1 pseudogene is annotated in these 627 nt (G+C 60.8%); it reads right to left on the bottom strand.

The features are described from left to right. Window positions 1–94 precede the first annotated feature (94 nt). A pseudogene (locus EN935_RS39250) lies at window positions 95–627 on the bottom strand (AMP-binding protein); the annotation flags it as partial.

Genomic DNA, 627 nt, shown 5'->3' on the forward strand with positions numbered 1-627 from the left:
GTTGTACCCAGGCTGACCCGACTGCCTACGCGGCTCCCGGGGCGATCCATCGTTTCACAGAACCGCCGAACCGCGCTATTTTGCTGGTATTGCTCTATGAGGCATAGAGGTCCTTGTAGGCGTAGCGCAAAAGATTCTTCTGCACCTTGCCCATGGTGTTGCGCGGCAGTTCGTCGACGAAGATCACCCGCTTCGGGTGCTTGTATTTCGCCACGCGTTCAGCGATGGCGCCGAGAATTTCGGCCCCGGTTATCTGCGATGACGGCGCCCGCACGACGACAGCAGTGACGCCTTCGCCGAAGTCCGGATGGGCAACGCCGATGACGGCGCTTTCGCTAACCCCGTCTAGCGCGTCGATCTCGCTTTCGAGTTCCTTTGGATAGATGTTGTAGCCGCCGGAAATGATCAGGTCCTTGCCGCGCCCGACAATGTGGACGTAACCATCGGCATCGATGATGCCGAGATCGCCGGTGATGAAGAAGCCGTCGGCGCGGAATTCCGCTTTGGTCTTCTCCGGCATGCGCCAATAGCCGCCGAAAACATTTGGGCCCTTCACCTCGATCATGCCGACCTCGCCCTGCGCAAGCGCTGCGCCGCTGTCGGGATCGGCGATGCGAAGCGCGACGC

The organism is Mesorhizobium sp. M7D.F.Ca.US.004.03.1.1 (assembly GCF_003998635.1).
Classification (GTDB): domain Bacteria; phylum Pseudomonadota; class Alphaproteobacteria; order Rhizobiales; family Rhizobiaceae; genus Mesorhizobium; species Mesorhizobium loti.